Annotated in this window: 21 protein-coding genes and 1 tRNA gene; 5 read left to right on the top strand and 17 right to left on the bottom strand. The window is 30.6% G+C overall.

What is annotated here, in order from left to right:
* The first annotated feature begins 18 nt into the window (after window positions 1-18).
* Together KPL50_RS13505 and KPL50_RS13510 are read left to right on the top strand one after the other, a co-directional pair.
* A complete protein-coding gene (locus tag KPL50_RS13505) occupies window positions 19-933 on the top strand; it encodes an ABC transporter permease (RefSeq protein WP_216299058.1) in 915 nt (304 codons plus the stop codon).
* Between the two features lie 49 nt (window positions 934-982).
* Window positions 983-2545: a hypothetical protein gene (locus KPL50_RS13510; protein ID WP_216299059.1), complete on the top strand. Its 1563-nt coding sequence runs from the start codon at window positions 983-985 to the stop codon at window positions 2543-2545.
* Here the strand turns inward: KPL50_RS13510 and KPL50_RS13515 are convergent.
* The 17 genes from KPL50_RS13515 to yedF form a co-directional block, all read right to left on the bottom strand.
* The gene (locus KPL50_RS13515) at window positions 2516-3157 is read right to left on the bottom strand and encodes a phosphatase PAP2 family protein (protein WP_216299060.1); all 642 of its coding nucleotides are present in this window, start codon (window positions 3155-3157) and stop codon (window positions 2516-2518) included. The two genes, KPL50_RS13510 and KPL50_RS13515, sit on opposite strands and share 30 nt — an antisense overlap.
* A 174-nt stretch (window positions 3158-3331) precedes the next feature.
* Window positions 3332-3407, bottom strand: a tRNA-Thr gene (locus KPL50_RS13520).
* A gap of 25 nt (window positions 3408-3432) precedes the next feature.
* Window positions 3433-3759, bottom strand: coding sequence for a TM2 domain-containing protein (locus KPL50_RS13525; RefSeq protein ID WP_216299061.1), 327 nt, complete (start codon window positions 3757-3759; stop codon window positions 3433-3435).
* 120 nt (window positions 3760-3879) lie between these two features.
* A complete protein-coding gene (locus tag KPL50_RS13530; protein ID WP_216299062.1) occupies window positions 3880-4269 on the bottom strand; it encodes a hypothetical protein in 390 nt (129 codons plus the stop codon).
* Between the two features lie 2 nt (window positions 4270-4271).
* Entirely contained in the window at window positions 4272-5327 is a 1056-nt protein-coding gene (locus KPL50_RS13535) for a ParM/StbA family protein (RefSeq protein ID WP_216299063.1), read from the bottom strand.
* 927 nt (window positions 5328-6254) lie between these two features.
* Window positions 6255-7586 (bottom strand): replicative DNA helicase, encoded by a 1332-nt coding sequence (locus KPL50_RS13540; protein WP_216299095.1) that lies wholly within the window; start codon window positions 7584-7586, stop codon window positions 6255-6257.
* Window positions 7587-7682: 96 nt separating this feature from the next.
* Complete coding sequence (gene lonC, locus KPL50_RS13545; protein WP_216299096.1) at window positions 7683-9557, bottom strand: Lon family ATP-dependent protease; 1875 nt, start codon at window positions 9555-9557, stop codon at window positions 7683-7685.
* Between the two features lie 96 nt (window positions 9558-9653).
* Window positions 9654-10097 carry a 50S ribosomal protein L9 gene (gene rplI / locus KPL50_RS13550; protein WP_216299064.1) on the bottom strand — a complete coding sequence of 148 codons (444 nt, stop codon included), beginning with the start codon at window positions 10095-10097 and terminating at the stop codon, window positions 9654-9656.
* Window positions 10097-12088 (bottom strand): DHH family phosphoesterase, encoded by a 1992-nt coding sequence (locus KPL50_RS13555; RefSeq protein WP_216299065.1) that lies wholly within the window; start codon window positions 12086-12088, stop codon window positions 10097-10099. The genes rplI and KPL50_RS13555 overlap by 1 nt, the downstream gene beginning before the upstream one ends.
* 13 nt (window positions 12089-12101) lie before the next feature.
* Entirely contained in the window at window positions 12102-13109 is a 1008-nt protein-coding gene (locus tag KPL50_RS13560) for a YybS family protein (RefSeq protein WP_216299066.1), read from the bottom strand.
* 11 nt (window positions 13110-13120) lie between these two features.
* Window positions 13121-13438 carry a MazG-like family protein gene (locus KPL50_RS13565; protein ID WP_216299067.1) on the bottom strand — a complete coding sequence of 106 codons (318 nt, stop codon included), beginning with the start codon at window positions 13436-13438 and terminating at the stop codon, window positions 13121-13123.
* Window positions 13439-13751: 313 nt separating this feature from the next.
* Window positions 13752-14015: a 30S ribosomal protein S18 gene (gene rpsR / locus KPL50_RS13570; protein ID WP_372481131.1), complete on the bottom strand. Its 264-nt coding sequence runs from the start codon at window positions 14013-14015 to the stop codon at window positions 13752-13754.
* Window positions 14016-14045: 30 nt separating this feature from the next.
* Window positions 14046-14486 (bottom strand): single-stranded DNA-binding protein, encoded by a 441-nt coding sequence (locus tag KPL50_RS13575; protein ID WP_216299068.1) that lies wholly within the window; start codon window positions 14484-14486, stop codon window positions 14046-14048.
* 11 nt (window positions 14487-14497) lie between these two features.
* On the bottom strand, window positions 14498-14785 hold the full coding sequence (gene rpsF / locus KPL50_RS13580; protein WP_124998809.1) for a 30S ribosomal protein S6: 288 nt from the start codon (window positions 14783-14785) through the stop codon (window positions 14498-14500).
* A gap of 96 nt (window positions 14786-14881) precedes the next feature.
* Complete coding sequence (locus tag KPL50_RS13585; protein WP_253200618.1) at window positions 14882-15067, bottom strand: DUF951 domain-containing protein; 186 nt, start codon at window positions 15065-15067, stop codon at window positions 14882-14884.
* A 19-nt stretch (window positions 15068-15086) separates the two neighbouring features.
* Window positions 15087-15359 carry a DUF3343 domain-containing protein gene (locus KPL50_RS13590; protein ID WP_216299070.1) on the bottom strand — a complete coding sequence of 91 codons (273 nt, stop codon included), beginning with the start codon at window positions 15357-15359 and terminating at the stop codon, window positions 15087-15089.
* 23 nt (window positions 15360-15382) lie between these two features.
* On the bottom strand, window positions 15383-15967 hold the full coding sequence (gene yedF, locus KPL50_RS13595) for a sulfurtransferase-like selenium metabolism protein YedF (RefSeq protein ID WP_216299071.1): 585 nt from the start codon (window positions 15965-15967) through the stop codon (window positions 15383-15385).
* A 337-nt stretch (window positions 15968-16304) separates the two neighbouring features.
* Between yedF and KPL50_RS13600 the strand changes: the two genes are divergently transcribed.
* Genes KPL50_RS13600 through yyaC form a run of 3 tightly spaced genes read left to right on the top strand, consistent with a single transcriptional unit; the run spans window position 16305 to window position 19171 of the window.
* The gene (locus tag KPL50_RS13600) at window positions 16305-17459 is read left to right on the top strand and encodes an aminotransferase class V-fold PLP-dependent enzyme (RefSeq protein WP_216299072.1); all 1155 of its coding nucleotides are present in this window, start codon (window positions 16305-16307) and stop codon (window positions 17457-17459) included.
* A 9-nt stretch (window positions 17460-17468) separates the two neighbouring features.
* Window positions 17469-18521 carry a sporulation integral membrane protein YtvI gene (ytvI, locus tag KPL50_RS13605; protein WP_216299073.1) on the top strand — a complete coding sequence of 351 codons (1053 nt, stop codon included), beginning with the start codon at window positions 17469-17471 and terminating at the stop codon, window positions 18519-18521.
* A gap of 47 nt (window positions 18522-18568) precedes the next feature.
* A complete protein-coding gene (gene yyaC / locus KPL50_RS13610) occupies window positions 18569-19171 on the top strand; it encodes a spore protease YyaC (protein WP_216299074.1) in 603 nt (200 codons plus the stop codon).
* Window positions 19172-19353: the final 182 nt, after the last annotated feature.

Consider the following 19353-nt stretch of genomic DNA (forward strand, 5'->3'; position numbering starts at 1 on the left):
TAATACGGAGGTAATAAAATGAATTCCTTAAATAAAAAAAAATTTATTATTCTTGATTCTACAGATAGGTGCTTTGATGAACCCTTATCCCAATTACCACAAATTAAAAATCCAATTAAAAACTTTTTTAAAAATAAGCTTGCTGTCACTTCACTAATAGTACTAATAATTATTATCACAATGGTTATTTTGGGACCACTTTTCAGTGATTATCAATATGATAATCGCGATGTATATGCTAAAAACTTTAAACCCTCCCTTGACCATTTGTTTGGTACAGATGGATTTGGTAGAGATATTTTTATACGAGTATGTTTAGGAGGCAGAATATCTTTGCTTATTGGTATTATTACAGCCTCCATTAATTTAATAATTGGAATTATATATGGTGGTATATGTGCATATTATGGCGGTATTGTGGATGATATAATTATGAGAATAGTTGAAATAATATTATGTGTTCCTAATTTAATTATAATTCTTTTAATTTATATGATTCTTACCCCAAGCATAGTTGGTTTAATTATAGCAATGAGTTTAACCGGTTGGTGCACTATTGCCAAAATTGTTAGGGCCCAATTATTGCAGCTCAAAGAACAAGACTATATACTAGCTGCTCATTCACTAGGTGCATCCTCAGCAAGAATTATAAGTAACCATTTAATAGGTAATCTTATTAATACTGCCATAGTTATTATTTCCTTGGAAATCCCTTCAGTTATGCTTAATGAAGCTACTTTAAGTTATTTAGGTTTTGGTGTACAAGCCCCTGATTTAAGCTGGGGGTTAGTCGCTAATCAATCTCAGTTTGCCTTTATATTCTACCCCTATCAAACTTTTATACCCATTACTCTTATAGCCCTAACTATAATTTGTTTTAATTTTATAGGTGAGGGGTTACAAAATGTTTTTGATCCGAAATTTATAAATTAATACAGAATAAGATTCCACTGATGTGCCTATTTTATTTGGAGGTATCTATATGAAAAAAAGAGTTTTTATTATAGTTTTAAGCTTTATGTTTATTGCCATTTCTATTTTTCACTATTCCATGAATTATAAACAAAGGATAAAACCACCTTCTTCTACTTGGTCTAAAGAAGTTTTAATTTCTTCTGGTAATATTACTACAACTCCAAGTATATTAAGGTTTAATGGGAATTTTTTAGTAGCACATAACGATAATAACACCATAAAACTATTATGCTTAGATACTCTTGGTAGACAAAAAAGTGCTAAAACTTTTTCTGCTAAAACTAATCTAACTACTAGCATAGAAATCTTTACAGACGATGAATTTATTTATCTAAGCTGGTTTAATCATAATGATAAAGGTACCTCATTAAATACTTTGAAATTAGACAATAACCTTAATTTAATACAAGAATATGAAGACAAGCAGGTTAAAGAAAGAATCAAATTAGATGATCACGTAATGGCCCTGTCTTATAAAAATACAATCAAATTTATAGATTTAAAATCAAAAAAAAATACTATAATTAAAACAGGCTATGATCCGTCTTATATAGCAGGAACTAAACTTAATGATCAATATCTTATCTCATATATGGAAGGTTCTCAAGGTATTAACTACTTTTATGTAAAAGATGGATTAGCCTCAAACACTAAACTTGCTGGTAAAGTTATTGAATGGAGCAGAGTTAGTTATACCGCTAGCGCTCTTTCTACGGATGGTAAAAATGCATATATGCTTTTAGAATATAAGTATGTAGATCAATTAAATTGTCAAAAGCTTCTTACTTTTTCTCTAGCTAAGGATGACTACACGGTTACAGAGTACACTGAAAAAGTTAATAATAGCCCTTTTTACAATACTATTTCTTTTAAATCTAATAATGCTGCTAAGTTTTTAATTGTTGGTGGTAGAGTATTTGGGAAGAAAGAATTTTATACAAGTATTCTGGAAATAACGCTTGATGGCAACGCTATTTCTAATATTATACCCTTATCTAGATCTAGACATTCTTCTATGTATCCCGCTGTTTATAATGATACTGTAATTTTTTGTGAATTTATAGCTAAGGATAAATTGAATGTTAATATGGTTTCTAGCAGAGAAGATTTTAGGAAAGCTCATAATTTCAATCGAAAATCTGAAGCAATACTTGCATTAAATGATACCTTTGAAAGCTGGATGTTTAGCATGGTATATATTCTTGTCTATGGCTCACTTTGGATAATTCCTTCTATATGTATTTCTTCCATAGCTTCTATGTTTGAATATAAACTTCCAGATAAAAAAAGAAAATTATTATTTGTTTTTGTTTATTCTCTTATAATCTTAATTAAATGCTATTTTGTATACAATATTTCCTTTGATAAATATGCTTCATTTTTACCAAAATTTATTACTTTTCCTATTGGATTTGCTCTATCAGTTATAGTAAGTATACCCTGTTGCATTTATGCCTATAAAAAATACGCGGAAAATTTACAAAATAACGTTGTAGCATTATCACTATCCCTACCGCTAATAATAGATAGTTTACTTACTTTATATATTTTTGTACCTTTTATAAAATAAGATAACGATATCTTCTTTTTTAGCATTATTTATAAATCTAAATATTACTTCACTTAATAGCATAGCAAATACCAAATCCAATACCACATGTTGCTTAACAAATTGGGTAGATATAATTATAAGTATTCCTATTATATTAAAAATAAAACTTATAATTATATTGTTTTCAGTACCATTAATTCCTTTCATAATAATATAAGTTGTTATGACGTGCATACTTGGAAAGCAATTAAAAGGATTATCATATTTATAAATCAAATTTACTAATTTAGATAATATATCTGAACCAGCGACTATTGGTCTAGGCACTGTAGTTTGAAAAATTGCATATATAATATAACATATCACTAGACCAATATTTAAACTAATAAGAGAAGTATAATAAGTTTTACGGTTTTTCATACATAGATATATTAATCCTATAACAATATATCCATACCAGGTTATATATGGTAGTATAAATATTTTTAGAAATGGTATTGTCTGATCTACATTTGTTATTAAACTATTTATATCTCCATCTCCATTATTTAAGAGTTTATAAAAAATAATAGAAACTGCAATAGATGCCATAAAACTTAATGCAATTAAGTCACTTTTTAATTTTTTCATAAAATCTCCTTTCTAAGCTAGCCTTAATCAATATCACTAATTTAAATATATATTTTATATACATTTTCTTCAGTATGTGGATTATTATTCATGTTTTTTTAAAAGTGTCAATTTTTAAGATATAAAAAAAAGCTTAAGTATCGCTACTTAAGCTTTTTTTCTATGTTATAAAATTGGAGCTGAAAAAGGGGATCGAACCCTCGACCTACGCGTTACGAGTGCGTTACTCTACCAACTGAGCTATTTCAGCATATCTAAAGAGGGTTTAATCCTCTTTAGTAGTTATATATATTTTTATTTAATTGTAACCCATTTATATCAGTAAATGAATTAGTAGCAATTGTAATCAGATCAACTAATACCCATATCCCAAAACCGCCAAAGGTTAAAATCATTAAAATTCCTGTACCAATTTTGCCTACATAAAATCTATGAATGCCGATTCCTCCAAGAAAAACACAAAGTAATAGTGCAACTAACCAGTTTTTATCACTAATAGTCCTTACTTCAGTCTTATTCTGTTGAATTAATAAATTGATACCACAGGTTTTACAAAAATTAGATCCATCATCATTTTGAGACCCACAATTATGACAGAACATAAAATCACCCTTTTCACATTATTTTAAATATCATATTCACATTTTATCATATGTGGCCACATTTTACTATATGCATGTCATTTATCTAATTAAAAGGAGTAGCCTGGCCACCACTCCAAACTATAGAGACATATCTTTCACACAATTAAGTTTTTTTCTATAATCATTTTCAATAGAATCTATATCCTTCTCTTGCTGTTCTCTTTTTAGTTTTTTTGCAGTATTGGTATCGTTAACTTGTGGTATTGAATTTGGTGTAGCACTTTTAAAAAGCTCTCCAACTATATTACCTATATATTCTTTAACTTCAGGATTATCTAAAATGTTTGCAATATCTACTGTATCTAATTGCTTAACTTTATTCCCATAGTCCCTGTAAAATCTTAGAGCCTGCTTTATAAGTTTAGAATTATTGATACCCTTCTTCTCCATATTGCTCACATAAGTAATCAAGTCTTTATCTGTATCCTCTCCTAAATTTGATGATACAGTTTTACGGAGTGCTCCCATGATTATTGTCCTGCTTCTGTAGTTGCAGCAGCTTCTTTATTTCCATCTAAGTATTCAAGCACTAACAATTCTTTATATCTTTCAGCAAATAATATAGCATTAGCACATTGAGGATCTTTATTATCTATTAGTTTTGGCGCAGTTTTTTTGAACTCAGTTTGTAAATAGTCTAGTAATAAATCAGCTGGCCCGCCTATTATTCTTATATCTTTACAAGTATTCGGTTTAAAAGAACTATTAATTGAGCTAATTGCTTTCTCTACATAAGGCCTTAACACTAAGTCCTTAATGTCTTGTAATACATTTGTTTCTCCAAAAGGTAGTTCATCGTCTTCTAAGTATTCAATAGCATCTGATATATCATAATTTCCGTCAGAGCCTTCAGCAGAGTTAAACTTAGTAAGCAAGGCTTCTATTGTTGGCTCAAAACCATGTTGAGCAAAACTACTAGCCTTAGTCATTCCAAGCACCTTGTTACCAAATTCATCTTTTTCATATTTCCATTGAGATACATCTAAAGTACCACCACCAAAGTCAAGTAACAACATTGGATAATTAAACATTTCCATAGTCTCCGCACTTAATGTTCCACCTTGTTTAAATACTTGTACATCTAATATTTCAATATCATATGTTATATTGTTTATTGTTATGGATTGTCTTTCCATCTTCTTGATTTCATTTTTAAGTGGAATACTGTGATCTATATAGTATTCCGCAGGAAGTCCCACAGCAAGTCTTACCTTTATCTTAGTATCACCTTTAAAGCTTAGTGCAATAGCATTAAGTAAGTTCAACTTATAATGATCTGACATGTATTTGTTAGATTCCATATTAAGTTTACCTTCTTTGTTACCTACTGTATAAAACTTCCCATTCCAAGTGACATTACTTATTCCAGTAGCCCTTGACCCATGCTTACTTACAGAAGATACTCTACTAGCAAATATTACATTGGTACTTGTTTTTGTAAAGGTATTTCCTATGTCTACAGTTAATACGGAGGCCAACACTTTGTTTAGCACAGGGTATTTTTTTGATATATCTGTTAAGTTCATTTTTCTTTCCTCCTAATTATTTCATTTAATGGTTTGTATTTATATATTCTGTATTTTAATGTAAACTCCTTCTTTTATAACAAAATATTTTATAAACATTTGTAAGATTATATGTAAATGTTTACATAACTACTTGTAAACATATATAGATATATCTACAAATGTTTATATATCTATACTAAAACGAAAATAGGATAAGAAAACTTATAAAGTTTCCTTATCCTATCATACTAAACTACTTAAATTGCTATTAATTATATAACTCCCATGAAATTCACTAAATTGAGGTGTACATAAGAGATTTTCGAAAACATAACTTGATTGTCTACTACTTAATTGCCTGGTTCTAGGGTCCGTTCCTCTCTCTGAGGCACAATATTGCCGTGATAAAGTGATAACTGTGTATAATATCTACATTTATCTACCTATTTGTAAATGTTTATATATATCTACATTTGTAGATATATATATAAATGTAGATATATATCTACTAGTCCAAATGCCCTTATCAGCCCATTCTATACACATTTATCTAATAAATAAAAATTTATATATAGGAATTCACTACACAAAAATAGACGTTAAATTAATCTAAATAACGTCATTAATTTCTACCAACATATACTTTTAGTTATACCATCAAAAAAACAATATCAATTTTCGAAATAAATTTTTTTTCTTAGAGGTTGCTAACAAAAGTATATGTCGTGTAAAATGCGTTTGAGCAAGCTCTAGTAATTCAAAATTTATTTTATTTGTAGCAGCGTTAAGAAAATCGCATGTTTGAGCGAAGCGAGTTTGCGATTTTTAGCAGATACAAATAAAATAAATTTTAGAATTACTTAGCGACGCGAACGCATTTCTAGCAACATATACTTTTGTTATAGCATCCTCTAAGAAAAATTTTCAGTCTACATAAATTATTATCTAATCTCTATGAATAACATCCAGCCTTGCAAATTTACTGAATTGACCTATCCATGCAAGTCTTACTGTACCTACAGGACCATTCCTTTGTTTTGCTATTATAAGCTCTGCTACGTTCTTATCTTCTGTCTCAGGGTCATAATACTCATCCCTATATAAGAACATAACAAGGTCAGCATCCTGCTCAATAGATCCTGATTCTCTAAGGTCCGATAGCATAGGTCGATGGTCAGCTCTTTGCTCTGGCGCACGTGATAACTGTGAGAGCGCGATAACTGGACACTGCATCTCTTTTGCAAGGGCTTTAATAGATCTTGATATTTCTGATACCTCTTGTTGTCTACTTTCTGGATTACTACCAGACATAAGTTGAAGGTAATCTATAACTATCATATCTATACCATGCTCCATTTTAAGTTTTCTGCATTTTGAACGCATATCCATAACGGAAGTTCCTGCTGTATCATCAATGAATATTTTAGCAGCAGCTAGTGGCCCGGAGGCTTTCGCTATGTTTTCCCAGTCCTTATCTTCTAAACTACCATGTCTAAGCTTTGACATATCAACATTTGCCTCTGAACAAAGTAATTTATAGGAAAGCTGTTCCTTAGACATTTCCAGTGAAAATATGGCTACACTTTTTCCTCCCCTAAGGGCCGCATATTCAGCTAAATTTAGTGCAAATGTAGTTTTACCCATAGAAGGCCTGGCAGCAATAAGAATCATGTCTCCCTTTTGGAATCCAGCGGTTTTCTCATCGAGTTCTGGGAACCCACTAGATATTCCTGTTGTTTCTCCTTTATTATTAAAGATTCTTTCTATTTCTAAGAATCCTCTCTCAAGTACAGTATTCATTGGTTCAAAGTCACTTGAATTTTTTCTCTCAGCTATATTAAAGACTTTTTGCTCTGCAAGATCCATAACTGCCTCTACATCGTCTTGCTTATTATAACAATTTTCCATAATCTCCGTAGACGCTCTAATAAGTTTTCTTAAAATAGACTTATCATCTACAATTTTTATGTAAGAACTTAAATTAGCAGTAGAGGGTATTGAGTTACTTATCTCTGTAATATAAGTGATTCCCCCTGAGGCTTCCAGTTTTTCAGAAGAACGTAAATGCTCCAGTAGTGTAATCATATCAATAGGTGTGTCCTTTTGATATAAATCGAAAATAGCATTAAATATAACTTTATGAGAATCTCTATAAAAATCATCGCCTTTTAAAACCTCTACTGCACGTGATATGGCAGTTTTATCTATTAGCATTGATCCAATTACTGATTGCTCTGCTTCTAAGTTATAAGGCAGACTTCTAAGAGGTGTATCCATTTTTTTCATCTCTCCTAAAGTAATGTTTATGCCCTGCTAATATCGCAACACCGAAGGTGATGATTAACAGGGCCATTAATTATAGTTACTTGTTTTTTATGCGAAGACTAATTTCATTAGTTCCTCAATTGTTGATATAGCTTTTGTTTCAATATCCACAAGATCAATAGGTACTTCTTTTTCATTATCTTTAGGAATCATAACCATCTTAATTCCTTTTCTTCTTGCACCATAAATTTTTTCAAATATGCCGCCTACTGGTTTTATAATACCTCTAAGTGATATCTCTCCAGTTACTGCAATATCTTGCCTTAAAGGTTTATCTAAAAGTGAACTAATTATACATACAGTTATAGCTGCTCCGGCGGATGGTCCATCAATTTTACCTCCACCTACTATATTTACATGTATGTCGTAATCCTTAATATCTTTATTTGTTGTCTTTCTTATTACTGAGGCAGCATTAAACACTGAGTCCTTAGCCATACTTCCTGCAGTATCATTAAACCTTACTTGGCCTTTACCTTTTTCCTTGGCTTCAAATACTGATGTTTCTATTTCTATAGTTGATCCTATATACCCTGATACTCCAAGTCCATATATGTGACCAACTTCAAATTTAACTTCATTATCTAATTCCTCATAGGGTGTTAATCTACTTATAGATATGACATCTAAAAGATCCTTAAGCTCAATTTTAATTTTAGAACTCTTTGTTAATTCTCTATTATGCAATACATATCCATAAGCATCTGCTAAGATATTTACAGCCTTTCTTCCTTCAATAGTATATCTACTAATGGTCTCTGCCACTCCATCCGCCACTTCAACTTTTAATTTATTAGCAGCATTAACTACTATAGTTTCAATATCTTTCGCAGTTAATGGTTCGAAGTAAACCTCAGTGCATCTTGATCTTAATGCCGGATTTATTTCTGATGGTTCGCGGGTTGTAGCCCCTATTAAAACAAAATCTGCTGGGGCACCTTTATCAAATAAATATTTTATATATTTAGGTGTATTTTCATCTTCAGGATCGTAATAAGAGGATGAAAACTCAACTCTTTTATCTTCTAGTACTTTAAGAAGTTTATTTTGAAGTATATTATCCAGTTCTCCTATCTCATCGATAAATAATATTCCTCCATGAGCTTCAGTAACAAGACCTGTTTTTGGTTCAGGAATTCCAGTTTCAGCTAAATCTCTTTTACTCCCCTGGTATATTGGGTCGTGAACAGAGCCCAGTAGAGGATTTGTTATTTCTCTTGGATCCCATCTTAGTGTTGTACCATCCACTTCTACAAACTTAGCATCTTTATCATAAATAGTGTAACTTAGCTTTTTAGCTTCCTCAAGAGCAAGCCTCGCTGCAGTGGTTTTACCAACTCCTGGTGGTCCATAAAGAATAATATGTTGAGGATATGGGGATGCCATTTTAGATAGCAATGATTTTATAGCTCTTTCTTGACCAACTATTTCACTAAAACTATCCGGTCTTAACATAGCTTGTATATTTTTCGTAAGTTTTCTGCTATCAAGTAATTCTAGTTCCTCATATTTTTTAAGAGTTTTAGCATTTTCAGGGCCCTTTTGTTTCTTGATTATGCTAAGTCTTACCTCATCAATATATTTATCTTGCTTTTCCATTAGATTTTTTTCTACTTCAGCTTCAATCTTATTTTGCACATATCTTTTAGCTATTTCTTCAGTAAGAAAGTCATTAGTGCTGTCTAACACCTCATGAATATTACTTTGGTTCGGTACTATATCTATTCCCTTACCATCGCTGATAATTTTATTTAATGCATATAATCTTTTATATATATCTTCGCTTTTTATATACTTCTGGAGTTTAAATTTTATAGTTTTAGCCTTTATACTGCTCTCATCTATTACGTTTCTCATTATTTCATATAAAACGTCAATTTGTGTATCTAGTGGTAAGGTATCTTTTACAATGGGTTCACCCATCTTATTAACAAGTAATGTCTTCAAGCTCAATCCGCTTTAAATAGATAACACTATCAATTTATATACTAAAGCGTTTCCTCCCTTCTTTTTTTATGATTATTCCTCACAAACAAGAACTTTTATCTTAGTAGATATTTCTGGGTATACTTTAATTTCTACTTCATAAGTTCCTAATAATTTTATTGTATCTGTTACTATTTTCTTTTTATCAATATCTAAATTACATTGTTTATTTAATGCTGTTGCTATATCTTTATTTGTAATTGCACCAAAAAGCTTTCCATTTTCTCCAGCTTTTCCAATTATTTTTACAACCTTATCTTTAAGCTCATTAGCTGTTTTCTGTGCTTCCTCAATTTCAGCGGTTTTCTTTTTTCTTTCAGTTTCATTCTTTTTATTTAATATGTGCATATTTGGGTCTGTTGCTTCCTGGGCCAATTGCCTAGGAAATAAAAAATTCCTCGCATATCCATCTGCGGCGTTTACCACATCTCCCTTTTTACCTACACTTTTAATATCTTTTAATAAAATAACTTTCATTATTTTTCACCTTCCCTTAAGTATTCATCTATTGCTTCATTTAATTTCACTAATACTTCTTCAATATCCATTGAAGTAAATTTTGTACCAGCCATAGTCATATGTCCACCCCCGCCTAAGGCTTCAAGTATTAACTGTACATTAATTTTTCCAAGAGACCTTCCGCTAACAAAGACTTCATCTCCTATTTTAATAATGACAAATGACGCCTCAATACCAGTAATGTTTAGAAGCTCATCCGCTGCTTGAGCAGCGAGTACTGTATCTTGTACAATTGGGGAACAAACTGCTATAGCAATTTCATTTTCAACTTTTGCTGACCTTATAATATCAGCTCTTTTTAAATAAACATTTAAATCATCAGAAAACATTTTTTTAACATCCATAGTATCCGCACCATGGCGCCTTAAAAAGGCAGCTGCTTCAAAGGTTCTAACTCCTGTTTTAAAATAGAAGTTTTTTGTATCTATACATATTCCTGCGAGTAGACACACTGCTTCTATATGCTTAAGTTTTGGCTTATCTACCATATATTGTATCATCTCTGTAACTAGTTCCGAAGTAGAGGATGCATAAGTTTCCATATAGCTAAGCACTACCCCTTGTATAAAATCTTGTGATTTTCTATGATGGTCAATTATAACTACTTTTTCTACCTCTTTAACTATTTCGAAATTCAGCACATGACTTTCATTATGAACATCTACTATTATAAGCAGATTATTAGATTTTTTAACACTTTTAAATTTTTCACTTGATATAAAAGTGTTTTTATATTCCTCATCTTCCACAAATATATCCATCATGCTTTTTATTCCAGTACTTATTCCTTCTAGAATAATATAACATTCCTTATTTGTACTTTTAATAATACTATATAGGCCAATTGCTGCACCTAAGCAATCAGCATCAGGGTTTTTATGTCCCATAATGAAAATCACATCACTCTCACTTACCAAATCCATTAGCGCATGAGCAATAACTCTCGCACGAACCTTAGTTCTTTTCTCAACTTCCTTTGTTTTCCCTCCAAAGAAGGATAATTTATCACCTTTTTTTACTACTGCCTGATCACCGCCACGACCTAAGGCAAGTTCTTTCGCTGAAGTCGCAAATTCATAGTTTTTTAGTGGTGTATCTTCTCCCCTTCCTACTCCTATGCTTAAAGTAACTGCAAGCTTGTTACCATTACTTATTTCGCGAACACTATCTAGTATATCAAATTTCTTTTCTATTTCTTTTTCAATATACTTATCTTGTACTATAATAACATATTTATTTGATGTATATTTTTTTACTACCGCATTTACGCTCTGTCCATAGCTGTTTATTGTTCTCTCAATATCAGCTACAAGCATCGGTGCCTTATCTTCTTCTGTAGTTTTAATAACATCATCAAGATTATCAACCTCTACTAGCATAACACTTTCTCTATTACCATTAATACCTTTTATCAGATTGTTTTTTTCAGTTATATCATAAAAATATAAAAGCATAATCTTATCTTTAACATTTTTATTTTCGTTTGTATCCACAATATTTGTATAAATTTCATAATAATTATCTTTTATCTTAATATTTGGAAATATATTCTTCTTACCTTCTAAAACTTGTTTTAAAGGCAAATCCTTAATTATATCCCTGATATTTTTATTTAAAAGATCTTCACCTTCAAGCATTGTGGTTACACTTTGATTGTACCATAAAATGTTTCCCATATACCCTATAATTATTAAGGGGAATGGAAGTTTTACTAAAGTACTTGTAGTTGCTATATCAAGTTTCGAGGAAAAATTTTCAATAAACTGTTTCCATTCACTTTTTTTAATCTTTGTGTTGTAAATATTGTATACCACTAGTATGGCGTATAATCCTAGTGTAAGTATTCCTACTTCATAATGTCCATAATAAAATATTATACATATAAATAGGGCCATGGTCACCATATATATTTTATTATTAACATTGAAGTAATTATATTTATTATCCATAATTCGCCCCCAATTATTTTCTTTTAATTCTATATGGATCAAGCCTTCTAAAGTCAAAAGCCATTTCCATGAGTCCTATTGAAAAGTAAATATTGCCCAGAGACGAAAGTGTTGTTAACCCTATGATTATTACTACTAATGGCTTAGATAAATTTCTTTTAACTCTTAGAAAATATGTAGTTGCCGCTAGGCCATTTATCATAAATATATACTGCGTAAGAATCTGAGAGGCATTTTGTATATAATTCCCACCAGTTATCTTTTTCGATGAAAGTATTATCCCAATGCACACCGTACCTATAAGTACCGCTCCTACTATATTAGAAACATAAACTCTGCTAAAAGGTAATACTTCCTGCATTTTATAGTTTAGCTTGTTTAATATTGCTCTAGACACTATATAATTCAAATAAGCTGATATAAATGAGAAAAGGAAAATAACTGAAGGTATTACCACCAAAACTAGCATAACATCTATTTTTTTTATCATTTCAAGGTTTTCATCTAAAAGCTTCAACTGATTTGGAGTTATTCCTGCTTGCATGTAAATTGTTTTCACTTGGTCCACAGAGACCTTCATGCTTTGCTTCATAAACTCTAATTTATTTGTAATAAAATTCATAAAACCTACTTTTTCTATAAATAACATAGAAAAAGCTATGGTTAATGTATTAGATATTGCAGAACCAATAGTTAAAAATAATAGAGTTATAGATGATTTTTTGTTTTTCTTAACACAATAACCAAGTGCAATACCAACAACGCTGCAAGTTATAGCTGAACGTATTGCTATTATTGGATTATAGACTAAGGATGCTAAAATTATACTGAGTACAATAGCCGCGATTGTTATTTTGCTGTTATGCCTTATATAGAGTATTGCCACAGGAATTGGTAATAGTAATGTTCCTATAAATGCTACAAAGGGCAAGTATCCTATTATAATCATTATTACTGAAATTATAACAGCCATAAGTGAAGCCTCTACCATTGCCCTTGTACTGTAATCGTTATTCTTCATTTTTTCCTCCATTATTGCCTTCCTTTTATGTGTATATATAATCTACTTAAATCCTTTCCATCCTTTTCTATGTTATCTCCTTCAACTATTCCCACCTTTAGTTTCTTTTTCATACTCTCGTCCACAGCAACATTGGAGTATCCTAGCCTTTCAGCTAATATATATAAAAGTATTATTGCCCCTGAAATGCAATCTAGTATAGAGTCTTGAGCAACATTGCTTCCTTTACTTAGTAATTTGAAGAAATCACCTATTATACATAGTAGCTCAGCCTTCAAACTTTCAATTAGCTTAACATTAGACATTATATTAAAATCATCTTTTTTCATAGTATATCATCCCCCCCTGTAGGCTTATGCTTATAACTCTATTTTAGTTATTTTTCTGATATTATGCAACTAAAGTTTATTTATATACGCGTAGTATATAATCTGAAAATAGCTAATCTAATATTTAATAGTTCTAAGGTTTACATTTTATGGGTTATAACTACAAGTATACTACAAATCACACTGATGCATATATATTTTTAAATTTATATTTTCATTATTCAATGAAATCTTTATTTCTATTTTAAAAAAATAAAAGCAGCTACCGTAAGGCGCTGCTTTCAGTCATTTACTATTTATTAGTAAAAATTTACTATTCAGTAGTAAATGGTAATAATGCTATGTTTCTTGCTCTTTTGATAGATACAGTAAGCATTCTTTGATGTTTTGCACAGTTTCCAGAAATTCTTCTAGGAAGAATCTTTCCTCTTTCTGTAACATATTTTCTCAATTTATTTATATCTTTATAATCAATTGCAGTTGCTTTATCCATACAGAAAGCACAAACTTTTCTTTTCATTCTCTTTCTGTTTCCGCCAGCAGCACTTCCGCCACTGCTTCTTTTACGTTCGTTCATAGCCATAGTTTTTTTCCTCCTTACCTAATATTAGAATGGGATGTCTCCATCATCAATTGGTGTTATATCGCTAGCACTGCCATAATCGTTAGATCCAGCATTTGATTCGCCATTATATCCACCTTGATTAGTATTCGTTCCTGATGTTTTTTTGTCTCCCCATTCAAGGAAGTCAACTTCATCAGCAATCACTTCAGTAACATATCTTTTAGTTCCGTCTTTAGCCTCATAATTTCTAGTTTGAATGTTTCCAGAAACGCTTATAAGCTTACCTTTACTCATATAATTAGCAGTAGCTTCCGCTGTCTTGCCAAATACAACCACTGGTATAAAGTCTGCTTCTGGTTGACCTTCTCGCTTAAATCTTCTATTAACGGCTACAGTAAAAGTGGCTACAGCTGTTCCTGTTCCTTGAGCAAATTTCAACTCAGGATCTTTTGTTAATCTACCAACTAAAACAACTTTATTCATAAAAGCACCACCTATTTTTCTGGATTTATTATGATATGTCTTATAACACTGTCAGTAATTCTAAATACTCTATCTAATTCTTTCGGTAATTCAGGATTTGAATTGAAATTGATTAATGTATAGTGGCCTTCACCAACTTTTTGTATTTCATAGGCTAATTTTCTTTTGCCCCATGCATCAATATTTTCAATTACTCCACCATTATTTTCTATTACACCTTTAAATTTTTCAACGTTAGCTTTAACAGCTTCTTCGTCTAATGATGGATGTAATATGAATATAGTTTCATATTTTCTCATTAATTTCACCTCCTCCCCTCGGACTAACGGCTGCGCATTGCACAGCAGGGATTACAAGAATAAATTATATCACTTAATTATACAAAAATCAAGTTATTATTCTTTGGCAACCACATTTTCTTTGTTAATTGCATTTTCTTTTATAATTTTCTTTACACCTGAATCAAACTTAATTCTTGGAAGCATCACAAGCCTTCCACAACCTAAACATTTGATTTTTATATCTGCACCCAACCTAACAATCTCCCAGTTCTTGCTACCACAAGGATGAGTTTTTTTCATTTCAACAATGTCTCCTAAATTAAATACCTTCACTACATATCCCACCTTCAATAGCTTTTATGCTTTCTCCATCCCTAAGGAAGATTTCTTTTACTTTTATATCTTCTGATTTTACAAGTTTAAATATTCTTTGAATATTTTCTTCTTCTATTTTTAAACTAATCCCACAGCTTTTAGTTATATACGTAGGTGTAGGAATAACTACTACCTTTATCTTATTCTTTATAGTTTCTCTTTCTGCTCTCATAGCTTCATGTGTGTTTTGAAATGTTACTATATAATATTTATTCAATGTTTTTCACCCTATCCTATACTCTAAAGTTTAATAGTATTATCTGCATTATTCATCAATTGCACAATAGTATACATGTTGGAAATTTCTCCAACAGAAAGCTTATCCTTTATATTATAAAAATCAAGACAAACTCCACAAACTAAAATATTTGCTCCTCTGAAAATTAACTTCTTTAAGCTATCGAGTACTGGGGAATCAGATGTGGTAAGTTTTACTCCTCCATTAATAAAGAGTATATCATTAGGTATTGTATCTGCTTCTGATAATGCAAATATATAGCTTTTCATAAGTATAGCCCCTAGTTCATCATCCCCAAGGCCTAACTTATCAGTAGATACTAGCAATGTTAATTTTTTAGTTACATCTATTTCTACATTTACTACATCATTTTTGTCTTTTGTTATATTAATAAAGTATAATTTATCTTTTTCTTCTACAACACTCGTGTATCCACTGCCGACCGCTAATTTTACTACATTGTTTCTAGCAACTAAATTATCTACGATAACTGTACTTTCTCCACTTTCAATTGAATCAAAATATTTTTTTGTCTTAACCACAGGAATTGGACATAGTAAGCCCTTACAATCTATTATATTATTCATATTATTTGAGTTTCATATTAGTTTTTTTCAAAACTAACTTGAAACCGTCACACCCCTTTCGTTGTTATAACTATTGATTTCATATACATTTACAGAAATTTGGATTATAATATTGTATTATATGTTAATCTTAAATAAGTAATTATAATGTAATAATAAATAGTTTTTAGCTGAAAAAATTTACATTTCATTCTTCAGCTAAGTCTATTATAAACTATTTGTAGTTTAAATTATATCAAAACAAAATTTAACTTGCTATCGATAATATTGATAGATACTGCATCTTCTATAGAATGTAGGAATACTATTGTTTTATTTTGTAAAATTGGAGGAAATAATGAAAATATATTTAGATAACGCAGCTACTACATTTCCGAAACCACCTGAAGTTTATACTTCAATGATGAATTATATGACGAACATAGGCACAAATCCAGGAAGAGGTGCATCCACTGCTTCCCTTGCAGGCAATAAAGTTATTTTAAATTGTAGATATGCATTAATGGATTTTTTTCACTTTGATAAGGTTGAAAATGTAATTTTTACACCAAATATTACAACCTCTTTAAATACTATTATAAAATCCGTTGTAAAGCAGGGCTGGCATGTAATAACCTCCTCAATGGATCATAACGCTACTTTAAGGCCTTTAAACTCCCTTTGCCAAAAGGGCATTATAGAACTCGATATTGTTCCTTGTTCAAAAGAAGGTCTTCTAAATGTAGAAGACTTTATAAATGCACTTAAGCCTAATACAAAATTAGTAGTTCTCTCTCACGCCTCTAACATTGTTGGAACAATTCAGCCACTAGAAGCTATAGGTAAAATATGTAAAGAAAAAGGTATTTATTTTGTCATAGACTCTGCTCAAACTGCCGGAGTTCTGCCTTTAGATTTCTATAAACTGAATTGTAATGCCCTAACCTTTACAGGTCATAAAAGTTTATTGGGGCCTCAAGGTATAGGCGGCTTTTTAATTGACGATAATTTAAATGATCAGTGTACTACATTTATAGAGGGTGGGACTGGTAGTCTTTCATCTAGTATTATTCAGCCAGATTTTTTACCTGACAAATTTGAGAGCGGGACCTTAAATGGCCCAGGTGTAGCAGGGCTTTTAGACGGGCTTAATTTTATCAATACCCGTGGCTTAGATTCTATTTGCCAGCATGAAGAATATTTGTGTGAAAATTTTATAAGTGGTTTATTAAATATAAACTCTGTTGAAGTTTATGGTTCCATGGACAGCTCTAAGCGAATAGCTGCAATCTCCATTAATTCTACAAAAATCGACAATTCAGAATTAGGATTTATCCTAGATACAGAGTATGGAATTACAACGAGAACTGGTCTCCATTGTGCACCGCTGGCTCATGAAACCATTGGCACATATCCAACTGGTGCTTTAAGATTTGGCATTGGACCTTTTAACGATATAAAAGACATTAATTATACCCTGAGCTCTCTCAATTCTATTATTAGAAAGGTGTGATTTTTTTTCATGGAAAACATTCTAAAAAAAATTGATAAGTTAGCTGTGTTCTTTGTTTTGTATACCTTTATTTTTGTAATCTTTTTCGGAACTATTGGATATACACTCCCTTTTGTGTTAGCTCTTATTCTAGCTTCACTACTTAAGATACCAACAAAATTTTTGATGAGAAAATTCAAAATTAAAAACACTATAGCTTCACTATTTACTACTACTATATTTTTCACAGTAATTGTTATATTGTTATCCTTAATTGTAACCACTATAACTTCAGAAACAATACAATTAGTAAAAAATATTCAATCTTATTTCTCTAATAACAAAGATAGTATAATTGATTTCTTTAGCAATCTAAAAAACTATTATAAAAATTTAGACCCCAGCATTCTCACTAATATTGAGTCAAACATTTCTAACTATATAACCAAGACTTTAAATATAAGTATGGATGCCTCTACAAAAATATTTTCCCTAACCCTAGGTTTTATGTCTACTGTCCCTTATACTTTGATGGTTTTACTATTTACTTTACTTACTACATATTTTTTCACAAAAGATTTATCATCTTCTAGCAATAAAATATTTGATTTGATTCCTAATAAAAATGGAGATAGAGTACATTATATATTTGATGAATCAAAAAAAATGTTTAAAAACTATTTGCTATCTTACTTACTTATAATCACTATAACATTTTTAGAAACATTAATTGTTTTTTTAGTTTTCAAAGTTAAGTATGCTGTAACTCTAAGTATATTATGTGGAATATTTGATTTGCTCCCCATCTTCGGTATAGGCGCTATATATATTCCACTAATCGTAATATTTTTTATATCTGGAAATTATGTTGCTGCCTTAGGACTTCTAATATCTTATGTGATTATTACCATAGTAAGACAAATTATAGAACCTAAAATAGTCTCATCATCACTAGGTATTAATCCTGTTGCAGTTCTTGCTTCTATATTTATAGGATTAAAAGCAAATGGTCTTATTGGCATGTTATTCTGTATGTTTTTAGTGGTATTTTACAATATATTGAAAAAAGTTGAAGTTTTATAGAATAAAAAACCTCCTACATGGATAAAATCCAAATAGGAGGTTTTTTTATGCTAGAAAAAGTTATTTTAGATTCTATGTCCAGAGATTGTACTTTTAAATTAAGAGATATTATAAGTCAATATATTTTTCCCATAGCTAAATGCTCACGTCCTATTGTTGTTTTATGTATTGGAACCGACCGATCTACTGGTGATAGTTTAGGCCCCTTGGTTGGAAATAAACTTAAATTTTTAGTTAGAAATAAAATTCACATTTACGGCAGTCTTGAATGCCCGGTGCACGCCAAAAATTTATGTGAAACAATTGACGAAATTAACTATACCTATACTGACCCATATATTATTGCAATTGATGCTTGCCTTGGAAGTTTGCAAAATGTAGGAAAAATTATTGTTGAAGAAAAACCCTTAAGCCCTGGTGCTGCTATGAATAAAAATTTGCCTAAAGTAGGTAATTTAAGCATAACTGGAGTTGTAAATATATCTGGAGCCTTTGAATTTATGGTTCTTCAAAATACGAGATTGTATACAGTGATGATGCTTGCCGATGCCATTGCAAATGGTTTATATCATTCAATACTCAAAACTGTAGGCGGAAGAAAAATCAACTCCATTTATGAGGATTTCAATATTAAAGATGTTGAAGGTTAGTTTACTTTGTCAACTGCCCCACCCCAAAAGGAATTCTGTTTATTACACTATTATATAAAAAAAACAAATATAAAATCCTAGGCAGTTGTTAAAGCATGCTTAGATTTTATATTTGATTTTTATTTATTGCACATGGATTTTATACAAATTCCATGATAATAAACAACAAACTTGAAGACTAA

This window comes from Clostridium sp. CF012 (assembly GCF_018861755.1).
In the GTDB taxonomy this organism is placed as follows: domain Bacteria; phylum Bacillota; class Clostridia; order Clostridiales; family Clostridiaceae; genus Clostridium_AD.